Annotated in this window: 13 protein-coding genes and 2 pseudogenes; 5 read left to right on the forward strand and 10 right to left on the reverse strand. The window is 38.8% G+C overall.

The annotated features are described in order from the left end of the window. The 9 genes from BLT53_RS15855 to BLT53_RS15895 form a co-directional block, all read right to left on the reverse strand. Window positions 1-627: a CpsD/CapB family tyrosine-protein kinase gene (locus BLT53_RS15855; protein WP_090236169.1), complete on the reverse strand. Its 627-nt coding sequence runs from the start codon at window positions 625-627 to the stop codon at window positions 1-3. Continuing rightward, on the reverse strand, window positions 620-1,354 hold the full coding sequence (locus tag BLT53_RS15860; RefSeq protein WP_090236171.1) for a YveK family protein: 735 nt from the start codon (window positions 1,352-1,354) through the stop codon (window positions 620-622). Before BLT53_RS15860 ends, BLT53_RS15855 begins: the two co-directional genes overlap by 8 nt. Window positions 1,355-1,408: 54 nt before the next feature. Next, on the reverse strand, window positions 1,409-2,341 hold the full coding sequence (locus BLT53_RS15865; protein WP_090236172.1) for a glycoside hydrolase family protein: 933 nt from the start codon (window positions 2,339-2,341) through the stop codon (window positions 1,409-1,411). A gap of 9 nt (window positions 2,342-2,350) precedes the next feature. After that, window positions 2,351-3,151 (reverse strand): hypothetical protein, encoded by an 801-nt coding sequence (locus BLT53_RS15870; RefSeq protein ID WP_090236174.1) that lies wholly within the window; start codon window positions 3,149-3,151, stop codon window positions 2,351-2,353. Window positions 3,152-3,222: 71 nt separating this feature from the next. Further along, window positions 3,223-4,584: a sugar phosphate nucleotidyltransferase gene (locus BLT53_RS15875; RefSeq protein ID WP_090236175.1), complete on the reverse strand. Its 1,362-nt coding sequence runs from the start codon at window positions 4,582-4,584 to the stop codon at window positions 3,223-3,225. Between the two features lie 27 nt (window positions 4,585-4,611). Beyond that, window positions 4,612-5,823 (reverse strand): glycosyltransferase, encoded by a 1,212-nt coding sequence (locus BLT53_RS15880; protein WP_090236177.1) that lies wholly within the window; start codon window positions 5,821-5,823, stop codon window positions 4,612-4,614. Window positions 5,824-6,087: 264 nt separating this feature from the next. Further along, a complete protein-coding gene (galE, locus tag BLT53_RS15885; RefSeq protein WP_090236178.1) occupies window positions 6,088-7,113 on the reverse strand; it encodes a UDP-glucose 4-epimerase GalE in 1,026 nt (341 codons plus the stop codon). 341 nt (window positions 7,114-7,454) lie between these two features. Continuing rightward, window positions 7,455-7,883 carry an RrF2 family transcriptional regulator gene (locus BLT53_RS15890; protein WP_090236179.1) on the reverse strand — a complete coding sequence of 143 codons (429 nt, stop codon included), beginning with the start codon at window positions 7,881-7,883 and terminating at the stop codon, window positions 7,455-7,457. A gap of 183 nt (window positions 7,884-8,066) precedes the next feature. Further along, entirely contained in the window at window positions 8,067-8,201 is a 135-nt protein-coding gene (locus BLT53_RS15895; protein ID WP_061975368.1) for a BA3454 family stress response protein, read from the reverse strand. Window positions 8,202-8,719: 518 nt separating this feature from the next. On the opposite strand from BLT53_RS15895, the gene trxA reads away from it, so the two are divergent. From trxA to BLT53_RS15920, 5 genes and pseudogenes are all read left to right on the forward strand, one after another. Then, a complete protein-coding gene (gene trxA, locus BLT53_RS15900; protein ID WP_090236181.1) occupies window positions 8,720-9,034 on the forward strand; it encodes a thioredoxin in 315 nt (104 codons plus the stop codon). A gap of 140 nt (window positions 9,035-9,174) precedes the next feature. Further along, a pseudogene (locus tag BLT53_RS25460) lies at window positions 9,175-9,467 on the forward strand (DJ-1/PfpI family protein); the annotation flags it as partial. A 113-nt stretch (window positions 9,468-9,580) separates the two neighbouring features. Further along, the gene (locus BLT53_RS15910; RefSeq protein ID WP_090236182.1) at window positions 9,581-10,093 is read left to right on the forward strand and encodes a type 1 glutamine amidotransferase domain-containing protein; all 513 of its coding nucleotides are present in this window, start codon (window positions 9,581-9,583) and stop codon (window positions 10,091-10,093) included. Window positions 10,094-10,192: 99 nt separating this feature from the next. Continuing rightward, window positions 10,193-10,909, forward strand: a complete 717-nt coding sequence (locus tag BLT53_RS15915; RefSeq protein ID WP_090236184.1) for an SDR family oxidoreductase — start codon at window positions 10,193-10,195, stop codon at window positions 10,907-10,909. A gap of 144 nt (window positions 10,910-11,053) precedes the next feature. Then, entirely contained in the window at window positions 11,054-11,959 is a 906-nt protein-coding gene (locus BLT53_RS15920) for an aldo/keto reductase (RefSeq protein ID WP_244520492.1), read from the forward strand. 316 nt (window positions 11,960-12,275) lie between these two features. Here the strand turns inward: BLT53_RS15920 and BLT53_RS15925 are convergent. After that, window positions 12,276-12,929: pseudogene (locus tag BLT53_RS15925) on the reverse strand (sensor histidine kinase). Window positions 12,930-12,931: the final 2 nt, after the last annotated feature.

Genomic DNA, 12,931 nt, shown 5'->3' on the forward strand with positions numbered 1-12,931 from the left:
TCACGTTTGATAGATGACACCTAAAATGTCGTTTTCCGCCTGCTGGAGCAATTTTTTCGCTGCATATAATTGTTCTCTTTTCGTTTGTTTTTCCTTGATGACCAGAAGTACACCATCACAGTAATCCGCCAGCAGCTGTGGATCGGACACCTTAAGCAACGGGGGAGCATCAAAAATCACAACATCGTAATTACTTCTTAATTCTTCTGTCCACTTCTTCAACCTTTCCGAACTCCAAACTTCAGTCAGATTGGGTACAGAAGGACCCGCTGGAAGGAGCGAAAGATGATCCAAATCGGCGACCCTGGCATAAAGCTTTGTGCTTTGTTCTTTAGTAAGCACATCTGATAGTCCTTTTGTATTATGGATACCCATCAACTGATGAAGAAAAGGATTTCGGATATTCGCATCGACTAAAAGCGTATTTTTTCCTTGTTCTGCGAAGCATACTGCAAGTTTAGCGGTTAATAAACTATGATCGAGCTGATCACTTGGCGAAGTTAACATTAGTAAATTGCCATTCATTTCTAACTTCCGTTGGAGATTTGCATACATCATCCGAAAGGATTCGGCAGAAGGCCCTGCAAGCAGAACACCCTTGTTGAAACTGTCGCTAACCTTAAACATTGGCTTCCCTCCCTTTTCGAAGGCGCTTCACTGGCCGCTTACCAAATAAGATTAAACGCTCTTTTTTTTGTTTCATTTTGACTTGACCAATAACAGAAAGTCCAAATGTTCGTTCCACTTCATTTATGTCTTTGATTGAATCATCAAAGTATTCAACCAACATCGCTAAGCCAACTCCAATAAATAATCCGACAAACATGCCAATAATGATGTTTAAATATGGATTGCCTATCTGTTTAACAGAAACCGCTTCTTCTGAATCGTTAAGCATTTTTACCTTCTTTATGTTCAGCAGGTCATTAATTTCGGCAACAGAAGTCTTGGCAAGGGTATGAGCGAGTTGTTTAGCATAAGCAACGTCAGTTTCCTTAACCACAATATTAATAATTTGGGAATCTTTATTGTTTTGCAGAGCAATTTGCTCTTCCAGCTTTTTTAAATCAGTGTTTAAATTCATTTCATTTTTTACAAGGTCTAAGACAATCGGACTTTTCATTAAGTCCATTGATGAGGCAAGAATTCTGCTAAATTCCTGGGTTTCAGTGTAGGCATCCTTGGTGTTTTGCTTTCCAATCATGATGTATTCCGTAGCTTCATACGTAGGCTTGATTAGGAACAGTGTGATAAAGGCAGTGAGAACAGAAACACCAATTGCCGTAAGTATGATGAGAAAAGCTCTCCGTTTAATAATTTGCAGGAACCTTTTTATATCTACTCTCTCGTCCATGATTACCTCCTCTGATATTCGTTCTTATTAAAGAACGAAAAAGGCGAAAAAAGATTAAAATTTGTTTTCAACTCCCCTATCCCTAACAAACTTCTTATCAATATTAAAGTTTAATTCGGTCTGAAAAGCATGGGGATGTAAATCAATCAGCGTTGATGCGTCTTTTAACAATGAGGTATCCCATATCATTCCTTCAAAAATGTTATGAGTTCCGTTTACCGAAAGTATTTGTTCCGTTTGTTTTGTGATCTGTACTTGAAGACCTGAAAACTGATTACCTGAACTTTCATTCGGAATTGACCTTGAACTATTGATAACAATACATCTTATACAGTCATCAAAAGTAAAGTGGGTAAACCGATTCCCATTAATCCAGGCTGCATTTTTGTTCGGCTTTCGAACATTAATCTCCAGCCCCTTTTGAAATCCTGAAATTGAAATATCTTCGAAGTTCACAAAACTGATATAATGGTTGGCGCCTCCTGCAAAGAGTTTGATTCCTGTCCCATCATGGCCTCCGCTAGAATTGACAATGGTAAGATTACGTACCCGGGTTCTGGTATCCGACCAGAATTGTTCTTTGCCATCCAAGTAAATTACTTCCGCGTGAAAATGCTTGTCAGTAACCTCGATAATCCCGTTTGTAATGGATGAATTTTTATGTAAGGAAAAGGCTCGGAAATTACCGTTAACTAAAATTTTAGTGTTCTGACCCAGTTCCAATTCAACACCTCGTTTTACATTCAGCCCCGAGGTTAGAACATATTGCTTGTTACCGGTAAGCCTTACTTTTCCTATCTCAGATGAGTAACTCTCATTAATTGCTTGCTGTATAGCCATCGTATCATCCTTCAAATCATCACCATTTGCTCCATATTTCTCAGCATTAATGTAATCAGTGGTTGATTTGTCTGAGTGATAATAAAGGAAGGTTACAAGCAATCCTAAGCCAAAAAAGAAATAAATCCATTTCTTCCTTTTATGCATTACACCCCTCTATTCTTTACTATTGAATCTCCCCCGATCAATCGTTCTTGAAGCAGGAATGGACCGAAATTTGACGGTGTTATAAGAACTTGCAGCAACAAATTCAACCAAAGGGTTTGTTGAAATAATATTGAGGTCCCATGCCATGCCATCCAGCCGGTTATACTGTCCCGATATGGTAAAGAGCTTTGTGGTCTTGGTTGATGGCTGAATTTGCATGTTTGAAAAGATATTCCCAGTACATTCATTAGGAACACTTTCACCAGAGGTAATAGTAACCATATTTATACAATCTTCCATTGAGAAGTTGATAAACCGGTTTCCATTCACCCAGCTTTTCCCGCTTGCCGGTTTTACCGCCTGCAATCGAACTCCTGTTTGAAAACCTGAGATTCTAATATTTTCGAAGTCAATAAAGGTAATTCCGTATTCTGTACCATTGGAATACAATTGAATAGCTGTTCCTTTGTTCGTTCCGGTCCAGTTAATAATGTTGCAATTGCGAATAATGGTCCGTTCCCAGATGTTATAATATTTGTACTTTCCATCCAGATAGATGACATAAGAGTTAAAATTAGGATCGTCGATTGCGATATAAGCTCCCTCCAAAGATGCATCCTTTTGGAGCTCAAAGACTCTGAAATTTCCTTGAACGACTAATCTCGTGTTATAGCCTCCTACCAGTTTAACTCCCTGCTTTATAATAATTCCTGATGTTAATAGATAATCTCTATTTTCCAACGTAACAACTTTATTTAAATTAACAGAAGCAGCATCTATTAATGATTGTATTACCGATGAATCACTCATTACACCTCTTGCCTTTCCAAAATACTGTGGTTATCTATTATATTCTGAGACAAGGTAATCGGTGCGCGCTGCTATTGATAATTTGCGATTTTCATAGGAGATTCATATTCCTGAATTGCTTCCTCTGCTTTTATTTCAGAGGATAACTTTTGTGTACTGATCAACATCATGTTAGTTGAAGCCCGGAGTGTTAATAGGGAGTGTTGAGGAAGTTCAAGTACTGTTCCCGCTTCCAAGTCAATCACTTCTTTGTTTAGGATCAGTTCACCTTTTCCACTGATTATTGTCCATACCTCACTCCGAGAAGGGGACAGTTGTTGCTCCCATAGTCCACCGGCATTGATTTTGAACTTTTTGGTTACTACGGTTTGGCCGTCTTCAGCAAGCGTGTCATCAAGCACCTTATAGGATCCCCAACTTCTTTCTTCATATCTGGGTGCCATTTCAAACGTTTGAACAAGATCCTTAATATGCGGACTTTGTTTTTTATCAGCTACAAGAATTCCATCGGGGCTCGCTGCAACGATAACATCACTTACTCCTATTACGGTCACTGGAATGTCCAATTCATTAATAAGGTGTGTATTATCACAGTTATGATGTAAAATCCCTTTTCCGATCTTTTGAATCCCCATCTCTTCTGTTAACGTATTCCATGTACCGAGGTCCTTCCAATATCCGTCATAGGAGAGGGCGGCTATTTGTTCTTCTTGCTCAACAACTTCATAATCAAAGCTGATTTTAGGCAAATCAGCGTACTTCTTTAGCATTTCCTGATATTCAATGGGGAATCCCTTCTCCTCAAGCAGAGTTAGTAAGTATCCTAGTTTAAAGGCAAATACCCCACTGTTCCATAACGCGTTCTTCTCTATTAATGTTTCAGCAAGCTGCTTTTTCGGTTTTTCATAAAAGCTGTTAATCCTTATCCATTTGTTGCTCTCCTCTGGTTCAGGAACCATATATCCATACTTTTCGGAAGGATAGGTAGGCGTTATTCCGAGTAAAGCAAGATTTGCATCGGATTGCCGCAGAAGTAATTCCAAATCCTTTACTCTTTGAAAAAATTCCCGATCTACAAAAGGATCAACTGGAAGAATTGCAACCACTTCGTTTAAATTTGCCTCCATAACCGAAAACAGGTAAGTAGCAGACAGGGCCACAGCAGGAAAAGTATCTCTCCTTGCCGGTTCCACAATCAAAGGTACATCCAGGCCAACCTGATTTTGTATCATATCTACTTGTGAACCATTGGTGGCTATGAGTGAGGATTCAGATAGGTGAACAGCTTTTAGCTGACTCCAAACTCTCTGGATCATGGATTCATTTTCATTCGCCTTGTTATTGAGCACTTTCAAGAACTGTTTTGAGCGTGCATCATTAGAGAGAGGCCAAAGCCGCTTTCCTGATCCTCCTGACAACAGAACTAATTTCATTATGCACCTCCAGGCAATCTCTTGAGATTATCCATTTATAACTCTCTTACCGAACTCGCTATTCCTTCTTGAAATGGTATCCAGGTAGAATTGCTCAAGCTTTTTATTCAAGGAATCCCAATGATAATTCTCCTCTACAAATGCTCTTGCATTGATCCTTATCTCCTCCAATTTCTCCGTGTCAGAGAGTAAATTTACAACAGCATCAGCAAAATCCTGATCGCTATCACGAACAACGGCGGATCTTGAATCGACAGCACCAATGGGGTCATTCACAATGGAGGTGGTTAAAACAGGAACCCCTGCGGACATAGCTTCCAACACCTTATTTTGCACTCCAGCACCTGTTTTTAACGGACAGATGAACAGCCTTGATTGATGTAAATACTCACGAATATCATCGACCTCTCCTGTGACGATAATATCTTTTTTATCCTTACAAAGTTGGATTAATTCTTTAGTTGGCTCCCGCCCAACAACATAAAAGGTAAAATCCGTAATTTTCTGCTTGATGAGCGGGTAAATATGTTCAATAAAGTAATGAACACCATGCCGATTTGGTTCGTACGACATGTTGCCTACAAAGATGAGATTTCTATTTGCAGGAAGTTGGTGTTGATAATGAAAATAATCCAGATCAACTCCATTACTTATGGAAATTACTTTAGGCGAACTCCTTTCCACATTGTTTTTATCTACATGGGAAATAAAGATTGAACCATCAAACTCTTGAACAGCTTTTTTCTCCATCCGTTGAATGGCCTTTGCTTCATAGGTAAGAAAAGGATTTATAATAGATTTCTTAAAAGCTTTTCTACGCGTAAGATTTAATGAAATAGAATCCACAAAATCAATGACATTCGGCAATTCTTTAAGCTCATCAAAATAAGGAGATGTTCTCACAAGCTGGGTATGCAAAATATCATAATGGCAGGTTTGCACCGCTTCTTTGATCGTTTTTCTAAATTCCTCAGACAGGTAATAAGAGACCTGCAATGGACTATTGGCAGTCATTCCTGCCAGCATGCTTCTCATTGCGGATATCTTATTAAATTTCACCGGAAAAAACTTTGAACACAGCGAGCTTATTTCTGTTACAGGAACTGGTTGATCAGAATAACTGATCAAGTGAATATCATGTCCCAACTGCTTCAATCCCTTTAGCTGATTAAAAGCTCTTAGCTGGTCTCCCTTTCTGGGAGGAAACGGAATTCTTGGTGTGATAAAAAGGATGCGCATATCTTCACCTTCCTTATAGTAACTAAGCCTCGTTCTATTTAGAGAACAGAATGAGTAAAAAAATAAAAATGCACCTAAACTATTATTTTACAATAACTATTACCAATTTTTGTTCTATCTAGAGAACAGTCCTTATGCCCTAATTATATGTATATAATTAGCAAAGTCAACCAATAAATGGTTAAATCAAGAAAAAAATAAATAAAAAAGACCTCGGACTCCTACCAAGGTCATAATATGTCGATTTTAGTCTTAAAAAGATTATTATTGTAACACCTTACCCCTGAAACCATTTACATTGTTCTTCTGCCATTTCCAGGCATCACGGCACATCTCATATATATCTTTCTCTGCCTTCCATCCCAATTTGCTTTGTGCCTTCGACGGGTCTGCATAACTGATCGCCACATCTCCCGGCCGCCGATCACACACATCAAATGGGATTTTTACACCAATTACTTGTTCAAAGGCGTGCAGAACTTGAAGGACACTATAGCCAATACCGGTCCCAAGATTGTAAGCTTCAATACCTTTACTGTTTAAGACTTTAGCCAAAGCTTTTAAGTGGCCTTTCGCCAGATCTACGACATGGATGTAGTCTCTCACGCCCGTACCGTCCGCTGTCTCATAGTTATCGCCGAACACTTGGAGCTTAGGCAGTTTTCCAACTGCTACTTGAGTGATATAAGGAATTAAATTGTTGGGTATTCCATTTGGATCTTCTCCGATTTTCCCACTTTCATGAGCGCCAATAGGGTTAAAATAACGCAACAATGAAATGCTCCATTCATTATCAGACACCCAAAGATCTCGAAGAATTTCCTCGATCATTAATTTTGTGCGGCCATACGGATTGATAGCATCTAGTGGTGTCGTTTCTGTGATTGGGACCTTGTCGGTCAAACCATAAACTGTGGCGGATGAACTGAACACCAGGTTCTTCACTCCAAATTGCTGCATGACTTCACAAAGCACCAACGTCCCGGCTACATTATTATGATAGTAGAAAAGCGGCTTAGAAACGGATTCACCAACGGCTTTTAGACCGGCGAAATGTATAACTGCTTCAATAGAGTAACTTGTGAATACCCTCATTACTTCATTTTTATCTAATAAGTCTACGTGTTCGAAGATCAAAGACTTCCCTGTTATCTCACGAACCTGTTCTATTGATTCAACGTGGCTGTTCGATAAATTATCCAGTACAATAATCTCATACCCTGCATTCAATAACTCAATACACGTATGGCTTCCGATAAAACCAGATCCACCGGTGACTAAAATGGCCATAATTCTCCCCCAATCCTATTTTCAACGCGTTCGATAAAAGTAACGTTTTTGTTCTTTATAGTGAATTATAACATTAATTTACAAATATACGCATTATGAAAATTCACTGGAGTGGAATCAAAATGGCTGGTCCATAATAAGAAGCCTGAAGGTCTGTTATCCTTCAGGCTCACTAGGGGGTCTTGCTTGTCATGGGGTCAAGCAAGTAAAAGGGTTATATATGTTATCCCCAAATTATGCAGGAAATAAACGGGTTAATTGGTGGCTCGATGCCACACACCTTAATAAGTTATTTTAAAGTACCTGCCTTTCCAATCATCATAAAGTGCAATTAACGGCCATCAATCACAGCCGCTATTTTGTTCTTGATTTACAAGATCGACAACTTCTTTAATGGTATAGTTCTTTAAAAACTCACCCAAATGTTCTTCCGCACCTAAGAAAATTGTAAATAATACTCTTTTCATATTCGCGCCCACAATACAATTTTCATTTGAATCAGGACACTTAGGCTGCAGAGCACCTTCAGAGGTTATCCTATATATATCCCAAAGATTAACTTCACTAAGGTCTAGAGTAAAAATAAATCCGCCGCCGGTTCCTTCTTTTGATTTTATAAATCCATGTTTTTTTAACAAGCTTAACACTTTACGAATGCGTACCGGGTGGACACCGGCACTCTCTGAGATAGCATCACTTGTTGACATCCTGTCCAGCTGCAACGCAAGAAAAGTTAAACTATGAATGGCAAGAGTAAAATCACTATTCATGGCCCTACCCCCTAAGAAATAAAAAAGCCCTTTAATATACAGTTACCTTTTCATCTTTTAATAATTATAATATAATGTAATATTAAATATTACAGTTTGGCTTGTCAAGCAATTATGGAAACCGTTGTCGCCACTTTTGCTGATGAAAAAGCAATTCGATGCCTTGTATAGGCAGTTCTTCATTTAAATATCCCATTGTTTTTTAACTTGTTGTTCTGCTATTTTTTTTATTTTTTTCCATGTCATTTCTTTATTTACAATAACATTGGTTTGATAATTTCTATCTAAAAAATTAACTGTAACGAATACTTCAATCATCGTTTTCCTTCCTCCTTTGAACGTTTTTCCACGTCCGAGTCATCATCTATAAAATTATTTAAGCGCATGTGATACAATATTTAAGCTCGTTCCCTCTAGCTATACTGTAAATTTAATCATTACAGTTTATGAGGTCAACTGTAAATTAATGGAGTTATCGGCTTCTACTTCTTTGCTCATGGATTCGGCATCAAAAATCTGCTTCAGGTGAAAAACAAAAATAAGATGAGAACTTTTCATCGGTGTATACCCACTAAGGATGGTTAATTTTCCTTGACTTCACAAACTGTAAACATTAAAATTACAGTAATTCCTTTTGAACAGGAAGCAATCCATTTGGAAAGTGGCTTTTAAAATAGATTAGTTTGTTAGGGACATTTACCAGAGACCATTAACTGCAAACTATGCAAACTGTAATTTTTTTAATTACATTTAAAAAAAGGGGGGTAATTTTGTATTTTTTGTAAGCAAAAAAATACTTTCATTAAAATTATAAGAATGAATCGGAGGATATATTAATGGCTATCTCACACGTAACAGATCAAACATTTAGCAGTGAAATGAAAGAGGGATTAGTTTTAGTGGATTTTTGGGCACCATGGTGTGGTCCTTGTAAAATGATTGCACCTGTATTGGAGGAAATCGATGGTGAAATGGGTGACAACGTTAGTATTATCAAGCTTAATGTAGATGAAAACGCAGAAACCGCAGGGAAATTTGGAGTCATGAGCATTCCAACATTGATTCTTTTCAAAGACGGAGTGGCTGTAGATAAGGTTATTGGGTTCCATCCAAAAGAAGCTTTGACAGAAATAATTTCAAAGCATATGTAATACAGACTTTTTGAAAAGGGGATAAATCTATATCTGAGCATACAAAATTTGATATACCGATCTCATTTCTAAACCTTTCACCGATTGTGCGTTGGAAGTTCTTCAGCTGATGCTTTTCGCAATCCACTAGAACTTGCACAGCTGGTACAAATGATCATCTATGGGGAAATCAAAAATTACAAGGCTTTTTGAAGCAAGCTTACAATGAGAAAGTTCTTGTAACAGGAATTTGTGCAGGGGCTGTTACCGTTGCTAAAACTTGCTTTCTGGAAGAGAAGCCACTTGCTATCCAGTAGACGTTCAAAAGTACGAATTGATAGCTGTTGACGTTACCTATGTTGAACAACATGTTGCATACGATGATATTATTACTGGCGATGGTCCACAAGGGGCCAAAGAATTTGGAAAAGCCCTTGTTAAAGCATTACGTTAGTTACATTTTAGTTGGATAGAGAGTGGTTCGGAAGCAATTTCGAGCCCACCTCTTCCATTAATTATAAGCATTTTTTTGAGAAAGTTTTTGCGATTACAAGGAGGGCTTTTAGATTGGACAAAAAAATTGCTACACTTATCACCAATTTATTTGAGGATGTTGAATTTACAGAACCTGCAGAAGCTTTCAAAGAAGCTGGTCATCAAGTAATTACAATTGATAAACATGCAGGAAAAGAAGTCACTGGTAAAAAAGGCGCAACCGTAAAAATTGATAAAGCCATTGATGAGGTTAATCCTGCAGACTTTGATGCTTTGCTTATTCCAGGTGGTTTCTCCCCTGATTTACTACGTGAAGATGACCGCTTTGGTCAATTCGCAAAAGAATTTATCCAAGAAGGCAAACCTGTTTTTGCCATTTGCCATGGACCACAAGTATTGATCGATACAGACCTGTTAAAAGGCATCAACATAACTGGTTTCAAATCTATTCGTAATGATTTAAAAAATGCAGGGGCTAACTACAAAGATGAAGAAGTTGTGGTAAGCAACAATATTGTGACTAGCCGTTTTCCAGATGATATCCCGGCATTCAATCGTGAAGCGCTAAAACTATTAGCAAAATAAAAGAATGTAGCGTTGGTTTATATTATTTTCACCATAAGTGGTATGTAATATTGTTGTCAGATACAACCTAAAAAGAATTTTTCAAGGAGGGTTCATACAATGTCATTAATCGGAAAACGTGTAGTCGTAATAGGAGGTACTTCTGGTATCGGATTATCCGCAGCAAAGGCATTTCTTGATGAATCTGCTCAAGTCATTATTGCAAGTCGTTCTGAGGCAAAACTATCGGAGGCAAAGAATGTACTCGGTGGTAATGTGGAAGCATACAATATTGATTTTCGCAGTGAAGAAAAACTAGCTGACTTTTTTAAAATGGTAGGGAATTTTGATCACCTTGTCGTTACGGCAGGTGAAGGTGCAATGGGTCATTTTAGTGACTTACCTGTTGCGGATGTTAGAGAAGCGTTTGATAGTAAGTTTTGGGGGCAATACTCAACCGTTCGTGCTGCTATTCCGTACTTAAATGATACCAGTTCTATCACATTGACCTCTGGTGTTTATGGAATCCGTCCTCCACAGGGGGCAACTACACTTGCCTCGATCAATTCAGCGATCGATGGATTGGTTAGAGGGCTTTCAGTAGACCTGGCCCCTATACGGGTAAATGTTGTTTCACCTGGTATCGTAGACACCCCACTCTACGGAGGGATGCCTGACGAGCAAAGACAAAATTTATACAGCAACATTGCACAGCAGCTACCTGTTAATCGCGTGGCACAGCCTGAAGACATTGCTGAGGCCTACGTGTACTTAGTGAAAAATGGTTTTACAACCGGTACTGCTCTTCTTATTGATGGCGGAGCTCATTTGGTGTAAGTGAGCATTAATATGTTATTTTTGTGGCTATACTACAACAATGTATAGCCACATTTTTTTTTAAAAATAATAATCCAGTTTTTCAATAAATGGTAATAATGGAATTGTCGTTCAAGAAAAACAAGGTGAGCTTTGAAAGGAATGATGAAATTGAGTGTACATGACCATGAAATAATATTGAGAATGAAGCATTCACTTGAAAAACGTATCGTAACTTTAGCTGATGGAACCTTTCTTCCAAGTATTGGTCAAGGAACATGGTACATGGGTGAAAATCCTCAATCGAAAAACAAAGAAATCAAAGCTTTGCAACTTGGAATAGAACTAGGCATGAAGCTAATCGATACGGCTGAAATGTACGGAAATGGCGATTCCGAACGTTTGGTTGGTGAGGTAATCAAGGGGCGTAGAGATAAAGTTTTTTTAGTATCGAAAGTATATCCTCATCATTCCGGGTTAGATTTGATTGAAAGCGCATGTGAAAATAGTCTAAAACGATTAGGAACAGATTATCTTGATTTGTACCTTTTACACTGGAGAGGCCGTGTTCCTTTGGCAGAAACGATTGAAGGAATGGAGAAACTGCGCAGGGATGGTAAAATTGCAAGATGGGGAGTTTCTAATTTTGATACGGAAGATATGATTGAATTGTGGAATACCCCTAACGGAAAAAAATGTGTGACAAATCAAGTGTTATATCATCTAGGTTCTAGAGGAATTGATTATGATCTCCTCCCCTGGCATCATGAACATAACATGCCAATTATGGCCTATAGTCCCCTGGCCCAGGGAGGAAGCTTAAGAAGACAATTACTAAGCGATCCAACCATCATTGAGATTGCGGAAAAATACAATATGCAACCATTACAAATTGCTCTTGCGTGGACCATTCGTTCGAACAACGTAATTGCTATCCCAAAAGCTGTTAAGGAAGAACATGTTTTAGCCAATGCTCAAGCTGCTACGATTCAATTGACCATAGAAGATCTGAACAGACTTGACGAGGTATTTCCAAAACCAACAAGAAAAACACCTTTGGATATAATCTGAAATGAATTTGGTCTATCACCAAGAAGAACAACTGGTTTATTGTACCTTCTGCCTGAATTGGATGTTCCATTGAAATATAAGCAAAGAAAATAGAAGGCCTGCAGTCACAGGCCTTCTTTGAAAAACCGCTCTTATTCTTAGAGCTTTACACGATCCTCAATCTTTTGGTAGACACTTTTGGTAAAGTCTTTGACTGGATCAACAAAATCAGTGTAAGGTTCGTCGTATGGATCTTTGATTCCCCACCCTCTTGCTTTGTTCTCGAGATGAGCGCACCAATGCCAGCCAAGGAACCATGGCTCATGAAGAACCGTGTTCAGTGAGGCGATATAGTCTTAACGAATTCCTGGAGAACCGTTAGAAGCTCAACTTCAGTAATGGCGATCTTCAAGTTGCCAGTTTCGATGCGTGACAGATCCAGTACCTCATTAACCAACTCCAGCAGGTGCCTTCCGCCATTTAGTATTTCCTGTACAAAATCATACTGGGTGTCCGTTAAGTCCTCTTCCAGTTTCTAAAGCTGGGCAAATCCCAATATGCCATTCAGCGGCGTCCGGAGCTCATGGCTCACTTTTGATAGAAAGTCGGATCGCGCCATCGCCTGGGCCAACTTTCTTTCCTGCTCTTTTTGCAGTGTGATGTCCGTACAAATCCCCACCACTTGAGCTACTGTTCCTTGATGGGCCACAGGCCGGAGACTCGTGAGGTGCTCTTTGTCACGATAGTGAATTTCGTATTCCACATACTCTCCATTCCACGCCATTTCATAATATTCATGGATAACATGAGCCAGATCAGGAGCATCCTTATACATCTCAAAAACGGTTTTTCCGGTAATCTCCTGGCCCCGATGGATTTGGTCCAGCAAAGGCCCATGAGAATAGGAATAGACAAATTGTTGGTTTCTTTTCGAGAAGGTAAAAATCATTCCTTTGTCTTCACGATTTGCCTTAGATACATACTCTGCCATCG

Origin of the sequence: Fictibacillus solisalsi (assembly GCF_900103485.1) — a bacterium.
Classification (GTDB): domain Bacteria; phylum Bacillota; class Bacilli; order Bacillales; family Fictibacillaceae; genus Fictibacillus_C; species Fictibacillus_C solisalsi.

What these genes read in the sequence shown, in the direction of transcription:
- BLT53_RS15855 (WP_090236169.1), bottom strand. Translation starts at nt 627, where the DNA reads ATGTTTAAGGTTAGCGACAGTTTCAACAAGGGTGTTCTGCTTGCAGGG.
- BLT53_RS15860 (WP_090236171.1), bottom strand. Translation starts at nt 1,354, where the DNA reads ATGGACGAGAGAGTAGATATAAAAAGGTTCCTGCAAATTATTAAACGG.
- BLT53_RS15865 (WP_090236172.1), bottom strand. Translation starts at nt 2,341, where the DNA reads ATGCATAAAAGGAAGAAATGGATTTATTTCTTTTTTGGCTTAGGATTG.
- BLT53_RS15870 (WP_090236174.1), bottom strand. Translation starts at nt 3,151, where the DNA reads ATGAGTGATTCATCGGTAATACAATCATTAATAGATGCTGCTTCTGTT.
- BLT53_RS15875 (WP_090236175.1), bottom strand. Translation starts at nt 4,584, where the DNA reads ATGAAATTAGTTCTGTTGTCAGGAGGATCAGGAAAGCGGCTTTGGCCT.
- BLT53_RS15880 (WP_090236177.1), bottom strand. Translation starts at nt 5,823, where the DNA reads ATGCGCATCCTTTTTATCACACCAAGAATTCCGTTTCCTCCCAGAAAG.
- galE (WP_090236178.1), bottom strand. Translation starts at nt 7,113, where the DNA reads ATGGCCATTTTAGTCACCGGTGGATCTGGTTTTATCGGAAGCCATACG.
- BLT53_RS15890 (WP_090236179.1), bottom strand. Translation starts at nt 7,883, where the DNA reads ATGAATAGTGATTTTACTCTTGCCATTCATAGTTTAACTTTTCTTGCG.
- BLT53_RS15895 (WP_061975368.1), bottom strand. Translation starts at nt 8,201, where the DNA reads ATGATTGAAGTATTCGTTACAGTTAATTTTTTAGATAGAAATTATCAA.
- trxA (WP_090236181.1), top strand. Translation starts at nt 8,720, where the DNA reads ATGGCTATCTCACACGTAACAGATCAAACATTTAGCAGTGAAATGAAA.
- BLT53_RS15915 (WP_090236184.1), top strand. Translation starts at nt 10,193, where the DNA reads ATGTCATTAATCGGAAAACGTGTAGTCGTAATAGGAGGTACTTCTGGT.
- BLT53_RS15920 (WP_244520492.1), top strand. Translation starts at nt 11,054, where the DNA reads ATGAAATTGAGTGTACATGACCATGAAATAATATTGAGAATGAAGCAT.